Origin of the sequence: Streptomyces sp. NPDC005483 (assembly GCF_040606035.1) — a bacterium.
GTDB lineage: Bacteria > Actinomycetota > Actinomycetes > Streptomycetales > Streptomycetaceae > Streptomyces.
The window spans coordinates 172,071-191,438 of the sequence record NZ_JBEXEA010000010.1; the positions used below are offsets into that span (position 1 = coordinate 172,071).

Consider the following 19,368-nt stretch of genomic DNA (forward strand, 5'->3'; position numbering starts at 1 on the left):
TTCGGAGTGGTTATCCTCCCGTCGAGCGGAGCCCGGATGGACTGCAGCAGCCAGAATCTGTTACTTGCTGGTTGGGTTTGTTCGGGCTGCCTCCAGGACGAAAGTGCCCGAGGCCGGGAGATCTGGTGTTGGCAGGAGGGACGGCGCGACGTCCGGGGCTGCCTGCCATATGGCCGGAGCGGGGGTCCGCTTTTCCGTGCCGCCAAGCTCGCGCCTATGCCCTGGACGCTGGTGCAGGGCGACGAGCAACGGAATAAAGACGTGCCGGGACGGGTCAAGGGCGTGCCCTGGCTGGTGGGGGTGCCGCACAGGTATCCCACGCGCGGTTTCTCCAGCCAGCCGTTCACACCGTCCATCCTTGGAGATCTTCATGCGCAATGCGACCAACAAGTCGACGATCGGGTCGTCCAGCGGCCTTTCACGGCGCGGGATGCTCACCGGCTCGCTGCTCGCCGGCGGCGCGATCGCGGGCACCGTCCTCGTGCCCGGACCGGCCTCCGCGGCGACCCCGGCCCGGTCGGGTCCCGTCGACAGGGTCCAGGTGCCGGGCGTCCAGAGCTCGGTCGACGACTCGCACACCACCTCCCGGCCCGTGGAGTTGTTCTCGTCGTACTTCCGGGACAAGAGCAGCGCTAACCCGGATCGCACGATGGCGCACTTCGCAACCTCACCGTTCACATACATCGACGCCATCTTGGGCTGGCCGTTCTACACCTGGCAGAGCCTGCACGACCTGTTCGTCCAGTACATGCCGCAGTGGCCGAGTGACGCGCGGTCTTACCCCACCCGAATCATTGGCGGGCCGACGGGCGCCGTGGTGTTCTTCACCAACACCCCAGGCATGTTCGGGCCGTCGGAACTGCGGCTCGTGGGCGTGGTGGACTTCGACCGGGCCGGGAAGATCGTCCGGTGGGTGGACTACTGGGACGGTCGGCACTTCGGGATCGCCAACCTCGATGCCCTGAAGCTCCCGGACAGCCAGTTCCCCCCGGACTTCCGGGAGTCCACGGTCGGGGAGAACGCCTCCCAGCCCCTCAAGCGTGTCGTTGCCTCACTCGTGAAGGCCTTGTCCGACAGGGACCTGGCCGCAGCCACCGCACTGTTCTCACCGGACGCCACGCTCGTCGACCATCCCTCGCATCTGCACATCACGGGACGTCGGAGCATCGGATCCTTCATCGAGGGTGCGGGCCGCCGACTTCCCATGGCCGGTGCAGACCTCGCCGTCCGGCACGTGGTCGGCGGCGACCTGGGCGGTGCCTATGAATGGACCGGCTCGGGCGTGGTGCCGCGCGGAGTGACCACCCTGGAGCTCGACCCGTGGGGCCGGATCGCCCGCCTCGACGCCATGTGGGACGGGGCGCGCGTCGACGAGGACACCCTCCTCGCACTGGCGCGGGCCGCAGTCGAGCGCTGACCGCAGTAATGGTCTGTCCCGGGCCCGCCTGCCACAGGCAGGCCCGAGACGACCCCGCCCCCCGCACGTGGAGGGCGGATGGGGGTGCCTCAGCGGGCCGAGCGCAACGCCTGCCGGCCGCGGTGGAGTCGGCTCATCACGGTGCCGATGGGAACGCCGGTCCGAAGAGCGATCTCCTTGTAGGAGTAACCCTCGACGTCGGCCAGGACGACCACCTCACGCTGGTGAGGCGCCAGGCTGAGGACGGCCAAGCGCAGGTTCTCGTCGAGCATGGAGTCCACGACGAGCTGCGCCGGATCCCGCTCCATGCCGGAGGCGCGCTCCTGCCCGGCCTGCCGAGTGACATCCAGCAGATCCAGCCCGAGGAACTCCTGACGGCGACGTCGCGCCTGGTAGAGGTCGATGAAGGCGTTGGAAAGGATCCGCCGCAGCCACGCACGCATGTGGACGCCGCGGAAACTGCCGCAACTGCGGTGCGCCCTCAGGAAAGTTTCCTGGACGAGGTCTTCGGCGTCTGCCGTGTTGTGTGTCATCTGCATCGCCGCGGCAAGAAGCGAACCCGAGTAGCTCATCGCCTGCCGAGCGAGATCGTCAGCGCTTGCGGCCTCCGAGGGATTGGCGTCTGTGATCACGTGGCAACCTCCGTCGTCCCGGCCGTCTCGGCTGACTGCGGTCAACCCTACTCCTTGTTATTTAGAGTTCAACAACTCCTTCTCGGGAAAGAGGCCGCATTGGACCGAGGAGACCGTTAGGAGACGCGCGGTGCCTGTACGGACTGCCGCACCACGAGTTGGGTGCTGAGGACGACATGGTCGTCGCCAATGAGTCGTTCCTCGTGGTCCAGCGCCAGGCGTACGGCGGTGCGGCCCAGTTCCTCGTAGGGCACCCTGACCGTGGTGAGGGTCGGCGTGAGATCTGTGGCGAAGGGCACGTCGTCGAAGCCCACCACCGACACGTCGCGGGGTACGTCGAGGCCGGCCTCGCGCAGGGCCGCCAGGGCTCCGAGGGCGACCATGTCGGAGCCGGCGAAGACGGCCGTGAACTCCAGGCCCGCGTGCAGGGCGGCGCGGGTCCGGACGTAGCCGGAGGTGCGGGTGTACGGCCCCGCGATGTCCAACTCCTCTTCGTACGGCACCGCATGGGCGCGCAGCGCGTTCTGATAGCCGGCCCGGCGTTCCTCGGCGCTGCTGAGGCCCGGCTCGCCACTCAGGTGCAGGATGCGTCGATGACCGGCGGTGAGCAGGTGTGAGGTGGCCTGGAAGGCGCCGCCGGAGTTGTCGTAGTCCACGACAGTGGCCGGAACCCCGGCCCGCAGCGGCGGACGGCCGACCAGCACCAGTCGGGAGCCGGCCGCGTCGAGTGCCGTGGCGTAGCCGGTCATGCGACGGTGATACTCCTCGTCCTGAACGGCACCGCCGACCAGAACGACCGCTGCCGCGTGCTGCTCGCGCATGAGTTGCACCAGGTCGTCCTCCCGGTCCACGTCGTCGTGTGTCGCGCAGACCAGGCTCAGGCGGCCCCGGGCCGTGGCTTCCTGTTCCACGCCGGCGGCCACGTGGGCGAGTGACGGCCCGGTGATGTCCTTGATGACCAGAGCGACGGGACCTGCCACACCGCCGGACAACGCCTTGGCGTGAACGTTCACCACGTAGTGCAGCGATTCGACCGCGGCCATGACACGCGCCTTGGTCTCCGCGGACACCGGGTAATTGCCGGCCAGGGCACGGGAAACGGTTGCTACGGAAACGCCTGCCTTTGCGGCGACTTCCCGGATCGTGCTCGGCCGCTCGCCCTGTGCAGCTTTCCGCTTCCGCTTCGCTGGCCCGGGGGAGCCTGGGCTCGTTCGCATGGCTTCGCCGTTGTCCGTCACGGCTCGACGTTACTGCACGAAACCCGCCTTGCGGCCCTCCGGGAGCAAGAACTACTGTGAGCCGCTAGTAAACGTTTTCTTAGCTGTCGGTCGGAGCCGCCCTCATGCCCGTAACCCATCTGCGCTGGGGAAACGACGCGTTGTCCCTGCTGCTCCTGCTGGACCCGACGGGCCCGGCGAGACTCCTGGCCGCGGGTGAAGTCGCTTCGCTGCCCGATCCGGAGCACGAGCCTGAGCACTGCGCGGGCCTCACGCAGCAGGCACTGCCATTGGTCGAGGTGCAGACCGCGGGCAGCGGCCGTTTGGGAACCTCGGGGAAGCGCCATGTGGACGGCGCGGTCGCACGCGGGCTGCGGTACACCGGCCACGAGGAGGAGCGCGGCCGACTCGACGGTATGGGCGTGCGAACTCTGCGCGTGCGGATGGCCGATGAAGCCACCGGACTGCACGTCACGGCTGCCTACTCCCTTCGGGGCGAGTCGGCGGTCCTGCGTGCCGAGGCTCACGTCGAGAACCGCGGCGCCCTCCCGGTCACCCTGGAGTACGTCTCCTCCTTCGTCCTGTCCAACCTGGCCTGGCAACTGCCCGACTCCGAACGCTGGGAGGACGGACTGTCCCTCTGGCTGGCGGCCAACCCGTGGAGCGGCGAGTTCCGCTGGTCCCGAGCCACCCTCGCCGAACGCGGACTGCACGACGTCGGAATGGTCCCGTTCGGCCAGACCGGCTCGAAGAACCGGATCGCCGTGACCAGTACAGGCTCCTGGTCCTCCTCCGAGCACCTGCCGATGGGCTGCCTGGAGAACCCGGCTACCGGCCGGGCACTGGTGTGGCAGATCGAGCACAACGGCTCCTGGCACGCCGAACTCGGCGACCGTTTCGGGGACGTCTACCTTGCGCTGTCAGGACCTACGGACCGAGAACACCAGTGGCGCAGACCGCTCGGCCCCGGGGAGGCGTTCCGCACAGTCCCGGTTTCGGTGGCCCTGGTCCCCAACGGTGGCTTCGAGGCGGCGATCGCAGCGATGACCGATCACCGACGGGCGACTCGTCGCCCGCATCCCGACCAGGCACACCTTCCAGTCGTCTTCAACGACTTCATGAACTCCCTGATGGGCGAACCCAGCACCCAGGCGCTGCTCCCCCTGATCGACGCGGCGGCCGCGGTCGGCGCCGAGTATTTCTGCATCGACGCCGGCTGGTACGACACAGAGCCGCCCGGCAGCGTCGGCCCCGGGGGCGTGCCCGGCTGGTGGGATGCGGTCGGGGAATGGACGGAGTCGCACACCCGCTTCCCGGGCGGGCTCAAGGAAGTGGTCGACCGCATCCGCGCGGCCGGGATGGTTCCGGGGCTGTGGCTGGAGCCGGAGGTCGTGGGTGTTCGCAGCCCGGTTGCGGCCACGCTCCCGGACGAGGCCTTCTTCCGCAGAGATGGCGTGCGTCTCGTCGAATGGGGTCGCCACCAACTCGATCTGCGGCACCCGGCGGCCCGCGCCCACCTCGACGCGGTCGTCGACCGGCTGGTGCACGACTACGGCGTGGGCTACCTCAAGCTCGACTACAACATCGACATCGGTCCGGGGACCGACGGCCCGGAAGGCACCGACAGCCCCGGCAACGGCCTGCTCGGCCACAACCGCGCCTACCTCGACTGGCTCGACGGTCTGTTGGATCGGCATCCCACCCTGGTCGTGGAGAGCTGCGCTGCCGGTGGCAGTCGTACCGACCACGCGGTCCTTTCCCGGCTGCCCATCCATTCCGTCACCGACCAGCAGGACTTCCGCCTGCTGCCCGCCGTCGCTGCCGCTGCACCCACCGCGGTCACTCCGGAGCAGGGCGCGATCTGGGCTTACCCACTGCCCGCGCACACCCACGCCGAGCTGGGCATGGTGATGGTGTCGGCACTGCTCGGGCGGGTCCACCTCAGCGGCCGTCCCGATCTGCTGACCCAGGACCAGCTGACCGTCGTACGGCGGGCGCTGGACACGTACAAGACCTACCGGCACCTGCTGCCCGGCGCGACGCCCCGCTGGCCGCTGGGGCTGCCGGGCTGGCGCGACGGCTGGCTCGCGCTGGGGCTCACCGCGGCCGACGGGACGACGCTGCTTGCCCTTTGGCGCCGCGACGGTGCGCCGTCGGCGGCGACGGTCCCACTGCCCTGGATCCCCGAGCAGCAGCGGCCACGGGCGCTGTTCCAATCCGGTCCGCAGCCGACGCTCGATTGGGACCGCAGCGGGCGTGCGCTGCGTGTGGTTCTTCCGGCTGAGCGTTCAGCCGTGCTGGTCGCCTTCGCACGGAACGAGAAGGAATGAACGTGCGAGGCGGGCGTTCCGGATGTACTGGCCGACTGCCAGGTTTGCGTGTCGCTTCCCATAGGAACGGACCGCGATCTCGGTGACGAGCGTGTGTCTGTCCCCCGGCCGACGGACAGACACACGCTCGAGTTGGGGTCAGCGCTTGAGCAGGACGACCGTGGTGCCCGGCTTGACGCACAGTTCGGCATTGCCTCCCACCTTTGCCCCGGTGAGCAGGTCGCGCGAGGCGCCGAAGCTCCTGGTGTCGAAGGTGTAGGCGCGGTCGGCGGAAGTGTTCATCGCGATCAGGTACGGGCCGTATTCGCACCGGTAGAAAGAGGCTCGTCCGGCGAACGGGCTCTCCTTGCCCGCGGGGACCTCCGGCATGTCGGAGGGCGCCTTGGCCAGCGGGAGCACCTGCCCGGCAAACGCCTGGTGGACGGTGTCGCCCGGCGGTGGGAAGCCTCCGTCCGGGATGACGAGGTCACCCACGGCGAACTCGAAGTTCACCCAGTCCGGTTCGGCGAAGGTCCGGCCGTCCGCGACGTACCTGACGTCCTGCCACACCGTTGCCGATCGTTCGATGCCGTCGGGGGTGATGTGGTGGATGCGGGCGAGCCTGTTGATGCCCCAGCGGGCCCGCCAGTAGAGCGAGGCGTAGAGGATCTCGTCGCCGTGCTTGAGCGCGACCAGGCCATTCTCCTCGTCGGTGAAGACGAAGTCCGGCTGCCCCGGTGTCATGGGCAGTACCTTGCCACTGTCGGCGGCGCCGTTGATGTACGCGTAGTCGCCCGCGGTGGACAGCAGGTTCAGGTTGGTGCGGGAGGAGACGTCGAGTTCGGATGACTCCTCCAGCATCTGGAAGACCTGGTGATCGGCGATGGACTGGCGCGCGTACGCGGTCAGATCGGGGTCCTTGAGCAGGGCGGCGAGCCGCATCGGATGGCCGTCCCACTTGTTGCCCTCGTCGTAGGCGGTCTTGCCCGGATATTCGGCGTCGCGCCAGCCGACGATCGCCTCGATGCGCATCGTCCTGTAGCCGTCGGCGTCCAGGGAGGGGTGGTGGAAGACCGCACGGGCCTTCACCATCTTGATCAGATGGTCGCGGAGTACGTCGTCCCGGACACCGCCGATGCCGATCACAGCGTCGTACACCAGTGACAGCCAGTCCTGGAGCTCTCCGTAGTTGCCTGCGTAGCCGAGTTCCCTGGAGATGCCCTTCTTGGTGACCTGGTAGTAGGAGCTGCCCAGGGGCTTGGTGGGCCTGCCGTCCTTCTCCTCCGGACCGAGCCAGGGGACCAGACCGATGGACTGGTAGACGTAGTTGCGAGCCTTCTCCTCACCCCAGGCGTCCGCAGAGCCGAGCCACGACAGGCCCCGGTCGGCGAGGTAGAGGCCGAGGGCGCAGATGATGGCCTGGTTGGTGTACTGCGGGATGTGCTGCCGCCAGTACTCGCGGGTGGCCCGGAGCATCGTGCTCCAGGCGTCCCGGCGCACTACAGGGGAGTACGCGGAACCGGCGGGTGGGGTGAGTGTCACATCGTCGAACCAGGCGGTGCCTGCGTCCTGGAGCCGGAGGTGGATCTCGATCTGGGTGGCGGTGGCCGGAGTGGCGAGGGAAGCGGTGACGTGTTCCCAGTCGTGGGTTCCGGCCGAGGCATAGAACTTGTTGTCGCCGCCGACCAGCTTGCCGGCCGCGTCGAAGAACAGCACGTCCAGGTAGGCCTTGTTGCTGCCCACGCCCGCGGTTCTGATCCAGGTCCCGTAGGAGTACGTCCCCTGGCCGACCGGGATCCTGGTCGAGGTGGCCCAGCCGACCGTTCCGGAGCTGGGGATGCTGACCGTCACCGAGGCGGTGCCGGAGCGGTGCACGCCGGTGTCCCGGGAGGCGGTGCCGCCTCCCGACCAGGTGACCGTGCGCCAGCCCGCCGTGCCGTACTCGAAGCCGGGGTTGGAGATCGTGCCGGGTGAGCCGATGACCGGCTCGTCCAGCAGCGGTGCGAGGTCGTCCGCGAGGGCCAGCATGACAAGGCCCGCCCGGCCCAGGCCCATCCACTGCTGGCTGGAGTCCGTGATCAGCTTACCGTCGGTGAGGTGGTTCCAGTAGATCGCGTCGAGACTGGAGGCGATCTGCGCGGGGACGGCCGGATTGCGGTAGGCGTCCGTCGAGGGCATGGCGTACGCGCGGGCGAGGAACTCCAGGTACATCAGATCCAGTTGGGGCGCGGTCCGGCGAGCCTCGGCGCCGGCCTGGGCCACCACCCGCGCATTGATCTTGTCGATGACCTCGCTGCCGGGTGAGGTACGGGGTTCGAGCGTGGGAAGGGTCCCGGTGATGTCGTCCGCGACGGGCTCGAAGTACGGCATGTCGTGGGTGTAGAGACGGTAGACGGTGCGGCTCGGGCCGGTCATGTCCTTGTAGTAGTCGTCGGCCGACTGGGCGTAGCCCGCGATCCGCCCCATGGCGCGGATCTCCAGATCGACCGAGGACCTTCCCGCGGTCAGTTCGACGGGCAGCGGCAGCGTGTGGAAGTAGAACCGCTCCGGTGTGCGCGGATCCGCAGCCGGGATGTCCAGAGGGTCGACCGCGCCGAGATGGTAGTGGCCCACCTGCTTGCCCTCGGCGAACAGTTGGAGGCGGCCCAGTTCCTCGCCGTGCTCCGAACCCCACAGCTTGATCGTGACGTACGTCGGTCCCTTGGACCGGCAGGCCATGGTCACTGCCAGCCGGCCGCCCCAGAAGCCGGGCTCCTCGGGAGGGTTGAGCACCCGAGCGGCCTGGTCGAGACCTCCAGTGACGACATCGGAGAGTGTGGCGTTCATGCGGTGTGTGCTCTCCGAGGCCATGTCCCCGAAGACGACCGTGTCGAGCGGGCCGAGCGTGTCGGTCTCGACCGCGTCGACGGCCTGCGCCTGGGCGGAGCCTGCCTGCCACAGCCAACCGGTGGCCAAAGTGCCCGCGGCGAGTTTGAGCAGGGATCTGCGCTGGAGGTTCTCGGACATGACGGGGAATCCTTTCGGCTCTGTGATGCGCCGGCGAGGCGATACGCCGGAAAAGGCTCGGAGCGCGGGCAGCCTGGGCCTCGGTCTCCCGTGGCCGCGCGACTTGGTGAGAGGGGCCCGGGGCTCGGGTGCGGACAGGGCTGTTGCCACGGCGCGGCCCGGGTGTCGCTGCGGCTGGGGCCTGGCGTTTCCGCCGGACCGCGTGCGACGAACTCCGGGCAGGCGCCGCGGACAGGCCGGTCGGGTCCGGCGTGACGGCTCTGCAGGTGCGTTGCGGAGCGGATCGGGTGTTGCCCGGCCGGATCAGGCGCTGTTGACCAGATCGGCCGGCCGGACGCCGTGAGTGAGTGGCGCACCGGCGACCAGGAGTTCCAGCTCGTCCACGACCGTGCGACCGAGGCGTTCCAACTCATTTCCCAGGGAACCCGCGATGTGCGGGGTGAGAAACACGTTGGGCAAGCGGTAGAGAGGGGAGTCGGCGGGGAGCGGCTCGGGTTCGGTGACATCAAGGATGGCGCTGATGCGTCCGCTGACCAGTTCGTCGGTGAGGGCGTTCGGGTCGACGAGGGCACCGCGGGAGGTGTTGATCAGCACACCTCCGTCGGGGATGAGGGCGAGGCGTTCGCGGTCGAGCATCCGGTACGTCTCGGGGGTGTCCGGGGCGTGGAGGCTGACGATGTCGCTGGTGCGCAGCAGCTCGTCGAGGGGTTGGGGGGTGGCGCCCAGCGTGACGGCGCTCCCCTCATCCACATAGGGGTCGTAGAGCGAGACCGCGAGGTCGAAGGGCCGCAGCAAGTGCACCAGCCGGCGCCCTACGCGGGAGGCGCCGATGACACCGACCCGTCGGCCGAGGTTGCCGACCGCCGCGTACTCGTCCGTCGCGGGGAAAGTGTGTTCCGCTCGGAAGCGCTCCCGCAGGCCGAAGGCGTCCTTCCCGGCCAGCAGGATCGCGGCGAGGGTGTACTCGGCCACCGGGAGGGCGTTGGCCGCCACCGCGCTGGATACCGCAAGTCCGCGCTCCCAGCACGCCTCACCGATCAGGCTGCGCACGCTGCCGCCGGTGTGCAGGACGGCGCGCAGTTTCGGCGCGGCGGCCAGCGCGTCCTCTCCGATGTGCGGAGCGCCCCAGCCGGTGATGAGCACATCGGCTTCTGCCAGCACCGGTGCCAGCGCCGGATCGGTGAAGTCCTGGACGACCAGTGCGGGGTCGATCCGCGCCAGCTCCCGTAGCCGGGCCATGAGCCGCGGCGGGAAGAGCTCGGACAGGTGTACCGGGTCCATGGCGAACACGGCCACGGGCTTCTGCGAGGTGGGCATGGTTCTCCTGCTGAGGCATGGAAGAGGAGAGAACGAGGAGTACGTGTAGAAAACGTATTCCACGCTAGGCGCCGTTCGCTTGGCTGGTCAATGCCCATGCGTGGCGGAACTGCAGCCTCGCTGAGGAGGGTTGGATGGACCCTTCTGATCCCATTCTGAGGGAAAATCCCAGCTCAGAGCGCGCATGAAGTTACGTGAAGGAAAGGTCGGCGAAACAAATCGACTCCGACCTCTTGTGTGCTGACTCGATCGCACTCTACGGTCCACAGCAAACGGTTACTTCTTCGACCGCGCCCGTTCCCCACGTCGTAGGCGCAGTCCCGTCCTTCCGTGGAGGACCTCCATGCACACCTTCCGCTCAAGAGTCCTCGCGGGCGCCGCGACGGCGCTGTCGATCTCCCTGCTCGTGACCGCCTGCGGGGGAGGTGACGGCACGGACTCGTCGGCGAAGACCACCAAGGGAAAGGTCAGGCTGGAGTTCTGGAGCTGGTCCGAGGGTATCGAGACCCAGGTCGAGGTCTGGAACAAGGAGCACCCTGACACGCAGGTCAAGTACGTCAACGCGGCCGGCGACACCGTCTATCAGAAGCTGCGTGCCGCGGTGAACGCCGGCACGGCGCCCTGTCTGTCCAAGATGGACGGGATGAACCTGGCGAACTTCGCTGCCGACGGGCTTCTCACCGACATCACCAAGATCGCCGCCCCGTACAAGTCCCGCTACACCACCCCGGCCTGGAACGCGGTCAGCCCCGGCGGTGCCACCTACGGCATCCCCACCGGATCCTCGCCCCTGTTCACCGCCTACCGCGCGGACCTGTTCCAGAAGTACGGCGTCAAGGCGCCCACCACCTGGGATGACGTCATCGCGGCAGGCAAGGCCGTGCAGAAGAAGGACAGGAACGTCAAGATCTTCAACATGGCGGGCGAGGACCCCAGCACCCTCGTGGACCTGTCCTGGCAGGCCGGCGCCCAGTGGTACAAGGTGGCCGGCGACCACTGGGAGATCGGCTTCACCTCGCCGGACGCCTTGAAGGCCGGTGACATCGTCCAGCAGCTCGTGGACAACAACCTGGCCTCCAATGCCTCGTACGCCGACCCCGGCGTCTTCAAGACCTGGGACCTCGGCAAGACGATCCTGATGACCACCTCCACCTGGCAGCTGCCGATCTACGACACCAACTTCCCCAAGTCGAAGGGCAAGTGGCAGCTCGCCGACGCGCCGGTCTTCGATCCGGCAAAGCCGCAGACCTCCAGCAACTTCGACGTGACGGCCGTGCTCAAGGGCTGCAAGTACCCGGACCGCGCGGCCGAGTTCGCAGCCTGGCTGTCCAGCAGCAAGGAGTCCCTGACCACGCTGACCGACCCCGCGTCCAAGTCTGGGCTCTTCCCCGCGGTCAAGGACGTGTCCCCGTACGTCGACAAGATCATTCCGACGGAGATGTTCAACGGGAAGTCCGACAGCGCGCAGGTGATCACCACGGCCGCGTCCCGGGTGGGCGAGCAGTGGCAGTACGGCCCCGACTACGCGGCCATGTACTCCGAGATGCAGAAGCAGTGGGGCAAGGTCATGAAGAAGGAGACGACCGTGAAGGACATGCTGACGCACCTTCAGGACTGGACCCTGGCCGACCTGAAGGCCAAGGGCGTCAAGGCCGTCGCGAGCAACTGATCCCCGCGGTCCGGCGGGCGGTCGCCCCCGGCACGAAGACGACCGTTCTCCCGCCCGTCAAGCAGCTGTACCACCTCACCTGGAGACCTCCGTGTCCACACTGACGCGACCGCCGCGGGTCGCCACCGACTCCCCGGTCCGGCGGACCTCCCCCCGCCGGGCCGGGAGGCGGGGAGCCTACAAGGGCCTGCTGTTCACGCTGCCCTTCCTCGTGGGTTTCCTGTTCACCTACGTCGTGCCGATCGGCTACGCCTTCAGTCAGAGCCTGCAGCAGAAGAGGAGCACGGGTCTGGGCTTCGGCCCGACCAAGGTCGTCTTTGTCGGTCTCGCCAACTTCGCCGCCATCCTCACCGACGGCACCTTCTGGTCGAGCATGCTGCGCACCCTGATCTTCGGGGCCGCGCAGATCGCCGTCATGCTCGGGATCTCCCTGTTGCTCGCCCTGCTCCTGGACGGCGTCGCGGCGCGGGCGGTGCGCTTCTTCCGTGCCGGACTGCTCATCCCGTATGTCGTCCCCACCGTCGTCTCCGCGCTGATGTGGCTCTTCCTCTACAGCCCGACCGCCAGCCCGATCCTCGACATGGCCGACCGCGCGGGCACGCAGCTCACGCTGTTCGGCGGGCTCAACACCTATCTCTCGCTGGGCAACGTGCTCACCTGGCAGGGCATCGGCTTCAACATGATCCTGATCTCCGCCTCCCTGCAGGCGCTGCCCCGTGAGCTCTACGAGGCGGCCCGCCTGGACGGGGCGAGGGAGTGGCGGATCGCCTGGTCGGTCAAGGTGCCGAACATCACCGGGATCCTGGTGCTGACCGGCATGTTCTCGCTGATCGGCCGACTCCAGCTGTTCGCCGAGCCACTGCTGCTGAGGTACGTGGCGCCGGAGTCCATCAGTACCGACTTCACGCCGATGATGGAGATCTTCGACCGCGCGTTCAAGACCGGCGACTACCAGTACGCCGCCGCCGAGTCACTGGTCCTCGCCGTTGTCACCGGCATCCTCGCCTTCGTTTTCTACCGCGTCACGAACAGGAAGACGTCATGAGCAGTGCCACTCAAGCCGTGCGCGCCACGAAGGCGCGGGGGGATTCGGGCGGCGGAGTGCGCCCCACCCGGGGTGCCATCGCCCTCACCACCGGGCTGCTGATCGTCTTCCTGCTCTACTCGATCGCGCCCACCTGGTTCCTGCTGGTGTCCGCCACGAAGAACCAGACCGACCTGTACTCCACGTTCGGCCTGTGGTTCTCCGCCAACCACCTGGGCGACAACCTGAGCGCGATCTGGAGCTACCACGACGGCGTCTTCGGGCGTTGGATCTGGAACTCGGTGCTGTACTCCACGGTCGGTGCCGGCGGCGCCACCTTCATCTCGCTCGCCGCCGGCTATGGGCTGTCGAAGTTCGAGTTCCGGGGCCGGGGTGCGCTGTTCGGTGTCATCGTCGGCGCCTCGCTGCTGCCGAGCACGTTGCTGGCGTTCCCGCTCTATCTGGTCTTCGCGAAGGTCGGGCTCACCAACACGATCTGGGCGGTGCTGATCCCGTACTTCATCAACCCCTTCGGGGTCTACCTCGGCAAGGTGTACGCCGACAGCTCCGTGCCCACCGAGCTGATGGAGGCGGCCCGCATCGACGGCGCCGGCGAACTGCGCATCTTCTGGGCGGTGGCACTGCGCCTGATGAGGACCGGCGGCATCACCATCTTCATGCTCGACTTCATCAACATCTGGAACAACTTCTTCCTGCCCCTGTTCATGCTCAACGGCGAGCGCACCTTCCCCGTCACCCTGGGCCTCTTCTCCTGGGTGCAACAGGCGCAGAACTCCCGGGACATGAACACGCTCGTCCTCACCGGATCCCTGCTGTCGATCATCCCGCTCGCCGTCTTCATGTTCGCGCTCCAGAAGTACTGGCGCAGCGGAATCCTCATGGGCAGCCTCAAGTAAAGGACTTCGCACGTGTCACACGCTCCCGCACGCCGTGACGTGCTCAGATACGCCGGAGCAACCGGTGTCGCAGCCGCCGCCCTCAGCCTGCCCACGGCCATGCCGGCTGCTGCCGCCACCGATGTTCCGTCGGAGCACGTTCGAAACAGTGTGCTCGACATCGTTGTCTTCGGTGACTCCGACTCCGAGGCCGTGCACGATCTCACGGCCACTCTCTCCGACACGGTCACCGGAGGCCTCGGCCAGGGCGCCCGGGTCCTCAACCCGACGAGTCCGGCCTCCTATTGGGGCGGCACGCTGAAGTTCGAGGTAGCCGTCTGCCCGACCGGCACCACGTACGTCACTGTCCGGCTGTGGGGCGACGACTACGACGACACCTCCGAGGAGGCCGCCTCCGGCACCAACATGTGGCGCCTGCAGCTGTTCTGCGAGGGCAAGCAAGTGGGTTACCAGGACCAAGGTGCCGTCGACAGCCTCGACATCCTCGACACCGCCCCACGCACCCCGGGCCGCTTCTTCTTCCACACTCTGCCGCTGCCGGAGAAGATGACCGCGGGCAAGGACAAGGTGACGCTGGAGATCCGCGCCATGGGCCGCATCTGGTCCTACGGCCAGAACGCGGACCAGCTCTACTACAAGATGACCACGCCCTCGCGCGGCATCTACCGCCTGTACACGCACGTAGACCCGTACTTCGTACCGCCCAAGGGCGAGGTCCAGGGCACCGCGCCCGAGCCCACTCCCCGCACCGGCGGTGAGGAGGTACTGGACGCCATCAAGGCGAGGGTGCAGAAAGACCAGAACAATCTCCTCACCACCGCCAACCCGGCCACCTTGGACGGCTGGGCCATGCAGTCGCTGGCCGAGGGCTACCTCTGGTCCGGCAGCCCCGCCTACCAGAACCCGCAGGCACTGGACCGGGTACTGCAGGCCATCGACGGCCGGTACATGGCATGGAAGTCGGACAGCACTGTGCTCACCGGCTCCGACCAGCAGTGGCAGGGCTTCGGCCGGGTCGGTCTGGTGCTGGCCCTGCTCTGGGGGCACCTCGGCGACCGCCTGAACGCGCCGGTCACCGGGTCCCCGTACGCCCTCACCAACCCCGGCTTCGAGTCAGGCGCGGCCACGCCCACCGCCTGGCAGATGCCCGGCTGGGCTTCTGCCGGTGGCGGCATCTGGGCCCGCGACACCACCGTCTCCCGCTCCGGCTCCGCCTCCCTCAAGCTCCAGGTCGGCACCCCGACCGGATACAGCTACGTCGCCTCCACCGTCCGGGTGAAGATCGGCTCCGGCACCTACACCTACGGCGCCTGGATCAAAACCGACGGTGTCACCGGTCTCGGCGCCCACATCGACCCGCTGTTCTACGACGCGAACGGCAAGCTCGTCGGCAGCGACCACAAGGTGTACGCGAGCAAGGGCACCCACGACTGGGAGTACGTCAAGTTCGTCTTCGACACCCCGGCCGGCGCCACGCAGATGGAGATGCACCTGCGCCTGTCCGGCCCCGGCACAGCTTGGTTCGACGACGTCACCCTCGTCGCCCCCGCTGACACGACGACCCCCGTGCCGCCGGTGCGCAAGGACGCGTACGTCGACATGCTCAAGTCCAGCCGTGACTACTGGCGACAGCACTTCCCGCACTACAGCAACCAGGCGCAGATCTGCGCCATCGGCCTCTACCAGACCAACCGCGGCCTGAGGCTCCTCGCGCCGGAACTGGCGCTGTCGGAGGACAGGGCCCGCGACTACATGTACCAGTCGATCGGGATGGTGCCCTACCTCGGCCCGGAGGACGCCGACGGCAACCCGACCAAGCCGCTCGGCGAGAGCTACTACCAGGTCACCGGGGCGGGACTGACCCGCGAGCTCGGTTACGTCGGCAGCTACGGCGAGGTCATCGACTGGCTGGTCATGATGTACGAGTCGGTCACGCGCGGGTACCAGGGGCAGGACGCGCCCGAACTGCTCAAGCAGATGGTCGCGATGACGAAGGCGCGCGGGAAGTTCCGCATCCCGGACGTGGACAAGGATCACCACCGGATCTCCCGCCTGGAGACCGTCATCGGCTGGCGCAACGAGGTGTACCCCGGTGAGATCGCCTATGCCTCGCGCACCGCCTGGGACTCCAACCCCGTCATGTCGGCCGCCGTGTTCAAGGACCCCGAGATCGTCGGCTGGACGCAGGAGATGGTCGCCGACGGTCAGCTCTACCCCCAGCTGGGCCTCCAAGCCACGCACACCTGGACCCGAGTGGGTCTGAACGCCCTGCGGTTCCTCTCCCGCGACTGGCCTGAGTTCCAGTCTCTGGCCTCCCGCCCCGCTCGGATCCCGGCCGGCTGGGACCAGCCCGACTTCGTTCTCACCGACGAGGACAACGGCTGCGTCGCCGTCAAGAACGGCGAGGAACTCCTCTTCGCCTCCCTCTACTTCCGCGCACGCCAGGGCGTCAACAACTACGCCCGCATCCACCACGTCACCAGGACCGACCAGCGATCGGCTACGATCCGCGAGCGCTCCGGCGGTCTGACGGACGACACCTTCACCGCCCGCGACTGGGTCCTGTGGGACTACGCCATCAACGACCCCGGCGCCTCCCACATCCCGCCCGGCGGCTTCCCCCCGCCCGGCGACACCCTCCACCAGGCCCTTGAAGGCGACGTCTACCACCTCGCCCCCGTCCCCGACGACGTCCCCGACCCCACCCTCGGCGTTCACTTCGACGGCGTTGAGACCATGCTCGTCGGCCGCGCACCCTTCTACCTCTGCGAGTACGGCGACTACCTCATCGCCATGAACACCAGCACCGACAAGACCTTCACCGTCCCCGCGCGCCAGGACTTCGGCCCCGCCCGGGACCTGGCCACCGGCAGGATCATCGGCGCCGGCGTGCGCCCGAAGCTTGGCCCGCTCAGCACGCTCGTGCTGTTCCGAGGCTGAGACTCCGACGGGCCGGTGCGGTGCGGGGGACTGCACCGGCCCGCTCTCCCCGCGTCTTCAGTCCTTTTCTTCAGCACTCAACGCCGAGTGAAAGAGAAAACCGCATGAACGAGCCGCAACCCGTCCCCAGTACCACCCCCACGCGCCGCCGCTTCCTCCGGATCACCGCCGTCGGCGCGGCGGCAGCCGCCACGGGCCTGGTCCTCACCCCTCAGGCCGACGCCATCACGTCCTTCGTCCACCCCGGCGTCCTGCACAAACTCTCCGACATCCAGCGCATGAAGACCCGGATAGCCGCCGGCACCGAGCCCTGGCTCAGCGGCTGGAACGCCTTCAAGGCGGACTCGTACTCGCAGTCGACGTACACGATGAGGGGCCCGTACGCCACGGTCGACCGTGGCACCACCGAGGTGCACAACGCCGACTTCTGGAACGACTGCAACGCGGCCTACCAGAACGCCCTCATGTGGAACCTCACCGGAACCACCGCGCACGCGACGAAGGCCCTGCAGATCATCAAGGGATGGTCGTCCACACTGACGTCCATCACCGGCAAGGATGCCCAACTCGCCGCGTCCATCTACGGGTTCAAGCTCGCCGCGGCGGCCGAGCTGATGCGGTACACGGCCCCCTCAGGCAGCTGGTCGACGACCGAGATCACCCAGACGGAGAACCTGATCAAGAATGTCCTCGTGCCGCTGGTCCGCACCTTCGGCGACGCGGGCTGGGGCACCAACTGCATCAAGGCGATGATGGCGTTCGGCGTCTTCTGCAACGACACCTCGCTCTACAACGCCGCCGTGGACGCTTTCTACCAGCACGACTGCTGCAAGATCAGCCGGGTTCTCATGGACACCGGCCAGTGCGTGGACAGCGGCCGCGACCAGGCACACACCCAACTCATCCTCGGTAGCATGGCCGAGGCCTGCGAGATCGCCTGGATCCAGACCCAGGACCTGTACAGCGCCTCCTCCAACCGGCTCCTGGCCGGATTCGAGTACACCGCCAAGTACAACCTCGGCAACGACGTGCCGTACACGACCTGGGGCTCCTGCCAGGCCACCTACACCTCCATCTCCACCACCGGACGTGGCACCCTGCGCCCGATCTACGAGATGGTCTTCAACCACTACGTCAAGCGCCGCAGCCTGCCCGCGCCCTGGACCTACTCGGCCGTCGAACAGATCCGGCCGGAAGGCGCCGCCTTCCAGTGCGACCACCCCGGATTCGGCACCCTGCTGTTCACCCTCTGATCGGAAACTCCCGGTGAGCCCTGTGATCCACAACCCCGTCCTGCGCGGCTTCGAACCCGACCCGGTAATCCTGCGGGTCGGTGACGACTTCTACATCGCCACGTCGACCTTCGAGTGGTACCCGGGTGTGCGCATCCACCACTCCAGGGACATGGTCAACTGGCGCCCGTTGGGCGGAATCCTGGACAGCACACGGCTCCTCGACCTGACTGGCGTCCCCGACTCGGGAGGCATCTGGGCACCCGGACTGTCGTACGCGGACGGGCAGTTCCACCTCGTGTTCACCGTCGTGGACACCTACACGGAGGGCTGGAAGGACCTGCCCAACTACGTGACCACGGCGCCCTTCATCGAGGGCCCGTGGTCCGACCCGGTGCCGCTGCACGGCCGCGGCTTCGATGTCTCCCTCTTCCATGACGACGACGATGACGGTGTCGGCCGCAGCTGGCTGTTGAACATGCGGTTCGACTGGCGTCCGCGAAAGGAGTCCTTCGCCGGGATCGAGATCCAGGAGTACGACCGCGCCACCCAGAAGCTCCTCGGCGAACCCCGGACGATCTCCGTGGGCACCGTGGCCGGAGTGGCCGAGGGCCCGCACCTGTACCGGAGGAACGGCTGGTACTACCTCGTGCACGCCGAGGGAGGCACCGGCTACGAGCACGGCGCGGCCGTCGCCCGCTCCCGGGACCTGTTCGGTCCCTACGAACCCGACCCGTCCGGCCCCCTGCTGACGTCCCGCCACGACCCGTCCCTGGGACTCCAGAAGGCCGGGCACTGCTCGCTCGTGGCGACATCGGCGGGGGAGTGGTACGCCGCGCACATCGTCGCCCGCCCCTACACCGAGCGCGGGCGGTGTGTCCTTGGCCGGGAGACAGCGCTGCAACCGGTCGCCTGGTCCGAGGACGGCTGGCCGCGCATCGCCGGCGGCGTGCCCGCAGTCACCGTGCCCGCGCCCGCACTCCCCTCGGCCCCGACACCCGAGGAACAATCCACCGACCACTTCGACGCGCCGACGCTGGGCCCCGACTGGTCGACTCTCCGCCGCCCCGCCGCACCTGCCTGGGTCCAGCCGGCCTCGGGGCGCCTGCGCATCCTGGGTGGCCAGTCCCCCGTGGGCCGCCGTACCCCCAGCCTGGTCGCCCGCCGCGTCACCGCGCGACGCTGTTCCTTCGAGACCGAACTGACGTTCAGTCCCCGCAGCCCCGATCACCTGGCGGGGCTCGCCGCGTACTACAACACCCGCAACTGGCACTATCTGTACGTGACCGCTGACGACGACGGCAGCCCCCTGCTGACCGCCTTGAGCTGCGTGTCCGGGAACCTCACCGCACACCCCGTCGAGATCCCGCTCACCGCGGGCCGCAGCGTGAGGCTGCGTGCCGAACTCCACGGACCGATCCTGCGGTACTCGTACGACATCGACGGCGGAGGCATGCTGGAGCTGCCTCTCGAGCTCGACGCGACCGTGCTGTCGGACGAGCACGCCGACGAGTTCCACGACGGACAGCTGAGGGTTCTCGGCTTCACCGGGGCCGTGCTCGGCCTGTGGGTCCAGGACCTCGACGGGGCGGGCGTGCACGCCGACTTCAGGTATGCCACCTATCGCGTGGAGGGCCAGTGACACGTCCTGACCGCGCCCACCTCTTCCATACGGTCCTCGGCCCCGC

At 68.0% G+C, this 19,368-nt stretch carries 12 protein-coding genes; 8 read left to right on the top strand and 4 right to left on the bottom strand.

Features of this window, described 5'->3' with window-relative positions; translation table 11 throughout:
* The first annotated feature begins 370 nt into the window (after positions 1-370).
* Complete coding sequence (locus tag ABZT06_RS21035; RefSeq protein ID WP_355742700.1) at positions 371-1,417, top strand: nuclear transport factor 2 family protein; 1,047 nt, start codon at positions 371-373, stop codon at positions 1,415-1,417.
* Between the two features lie 89 nt (positions 1,418-1,506).
* On the opposite strand, the gene ABZT06_RS21040 is transcribed toward ABZT06_RS21035, so the two are convergent.
* Together ABZT06_RS21040 and ABZT06_RS21045 are read right to left on the bottom strand one after the other, a co-directional pair.
* Entirely contained in the window at positions 1,507-2,049 is a 543-nt protein-coding gene (locus tag ABZT06_RS21040; RefSeq protein ID WP_355742703.1) for a sigma-70 family RNA polymerase sigma factor, read from the bottom strand.
* A gap of 116 nt (positions 2,050-2,165) precedes the next feature.
* Entirely contained in the window at positions 2,166-3,266 is a 1,101-nt protein-coding gene (locus ABZT06_RS21045) for a LacI family DNA-binding transcriptional regulator (protein WP_355742706.1), read from the bottom strand.
* A gap of 125 nt (positions 3,267-3,391) precedes the next feature.
* Here ABZT06_RS21045 and ABZT06_RS21050 point away from each other — a divergent pair, with 125 nt between their 5' ends.
* Positions 3,392-5,596: an alpha-galactosidase gene (locus ABZT06_RS21050; protein ID WP_355742709.1), complete on the top strand. Its 2,205-nt coding sequence runs from the start codon at positions 3,392-3,394 to the stop codon at positions 5,594-5,596.
* Between the two features lie 138 nt (positions 5,597-5,734).
* Here ABZT06_RS21050 and ABZT06_RS21055 read toward each other — a convergent pair whose 3' ends face one another.
* Together ABZT06_RS21055 and ABZT06_RS21060 are read right to left on the bottom strand one after the other, a co-directional pair.
* Positions 5,735-8,581, bottom strand: a complete 2,847-nt coding sequence (locus tag ABZT06_RS21055; protein WP_355742712.1) for a Tat pathway signal protein — start codon at positions 8,579-8,581, stop codon at positions 5,735-5,737.
* 303 nt (positions 8,582-8,884) lie between these two features.
* A complete protein-coding gene (locus tag ABZT06_RS21060; protein WP_355742715.1) occupies positions 8,885-9,898 on the bottom strand; it encodes a hydroxyacid dehydrogenase in 1,014 nt (337 codons plus the stop codon).
* Between the two features lie 343 nt (positions 9,899-10,241).
* On the opposite strand from ABZT06_RS21060, the gene ABZT06_RS21065 reads away from it, so the two are divergent.
* The 6 genes from ABZT06_RS21065 to ABZT06_RS21090 all read left to right on the top strand — a co-directional run bounded on the left by ABZT06_RS21065 (position 10,242) and on the right by ABZT06_RS21090 (position 19,322).
* Positions 10,242-11,567, top strand: a complete 1,326-nt coding sequence (locus ABZT06_RS21065) for an extracellular solute-binding protein (RefSeq protein WP_355742718.1) — start codon at positions 10,242-10,244, stop codon at positions 11,565-11,567.
* A 91-nt stretch (positions 11,568-11,658) separates the two neighbouring features.
* The gene (locus tag ABZT06_RS21070; protein ID WP_355742720.1) at positions 11,659-12,612 is read left to right on the top strand and encodes a sugar ABC transporter permease; all 954 of its coding nucleotides are present in this window, start codon (positions 11,659-11,661) and stop codon (positions 12,610-12,612) included.
* The gene (locus tag ABZT06_RS21075) at positions 12,609-13,508 is read left to right on the top strand and encodes a carbohydrate ABC transporter permease (protein ID WP_355742722.1); all 900 of its coding nucleotides are present in this window, start codon (positions 12,609-12,611) and stop codon (positions 13,506-13,508) included. The genes ABZT06_RS21070 and ABZT06_RS21075 overlap by 4 nt, the downstream gene beginning before the upstream one ends.
* A 12-nt stretch (positions 13,509-13,520) precedes the next feature.
* Complete coding sequence (locus ABZT06_RS21080) at positions 13,521-16,448, top strand: Tat pathway signal sequence domain protein (RefSeq protein ID WP_355742725.1); 2,928 nt, start codon at positions 13,521-13,523, stop codon at positions 16,446-16,448.
* A gap of 104 nt (positions 16,449-16,552) precedes the next feature.
* Positions 16,553-17,701, top strand: a complete 1,149-nt coding sequence (locus tag ABZT06_RS21085) for an alginate lyase family protein (RefSeq protein ID WP_355742728.1) — start codon at positions 16,553-16,555, stop codon at positions 17,699-17,701.
* 22 nt (positions 17,702-17,723) lie between these two features.
* Entirely contained in the window at positions 17,724-19,322 is a 1,599-nt protein-coding gene (locus ABZT06_RS21090) for a glycoside hydrolase family 43 protein (protein WP_355743078.1), read from the top strand.
* Positions 19,323-19,368: the final 46 nt, after the last annotated feature.